The organism is Streptomyces huiliensis (assembly GCF_020037025.1).
Taxonomy (GTDB): Bacteria; Actinomycetota; Actinomycetes; order Streptomycetales; family Streptomycetaceae; genus Streptomyces; species Streptomyces huiliensis.
The window spans coordinates 1-512 of the sequence record NZ_JAIQLH010000497.1 but is presented as its reverse complement, the minus strand read 5'-3'; the positions used below and the strand labels follow the sequence as shown (position 1 = coordinate 512).

Below are 512 nucleotides of genomic sequence, written 5' to 3'. Positions count from 1 at the left end.
CGCTGCGGCTCGTACCGCCCGACCCCGAGGCCGTCCCCGACCTCACCGCCGTCCCCCGGCCCCGGCTGGGGAACGGTCCCATCGACGAGCTCGCCCGCGAACTCCACGACGTCTGCGCCGCCGCCGTCCACCCCGACGAGATCGCCGCCGTCCTGGAGGCCGACGGCCTGACCAGCGAGCAGATCGCCGGACGCTACGGCCGACGCGACGCGTTCGAGCTGGCCGCCGAGCTGTTCGCCCGCGTCCCGCGCGCCCACCCCGAACCCCCGCCCGCCCCCGACCCCTGGCAGGTCAAGCCCGCGCTGGTCCTGCTGCGTTCCCTCGTCTTCACCCTCCCCGGCTTCGGGTACGCGCTCGGGGCGCCGCTGCTCACCGGCGGCCGGGGCGCCGGCGGACTGCCCGACGGCACCGCCGGGCTGGTCGCCGCCGCCCTGACCGCCTGGGCGTGGAACCAGGCGCTCGCCCACCGCGCCTACCTCCGGCTGGCCGCCGGCGGCCGGGCCGCCGCCGGC

1 pseudogene is annotated in these 512 nt (G+C 79.3%); it reads left to right on the top strand.

Features of this window, described 5'->3' with window-relative positions:
• Positions 1-512: pseudogene (locus JNW98_RS36430) on the top strand (hypothetical protein); the annotation flags it as partial.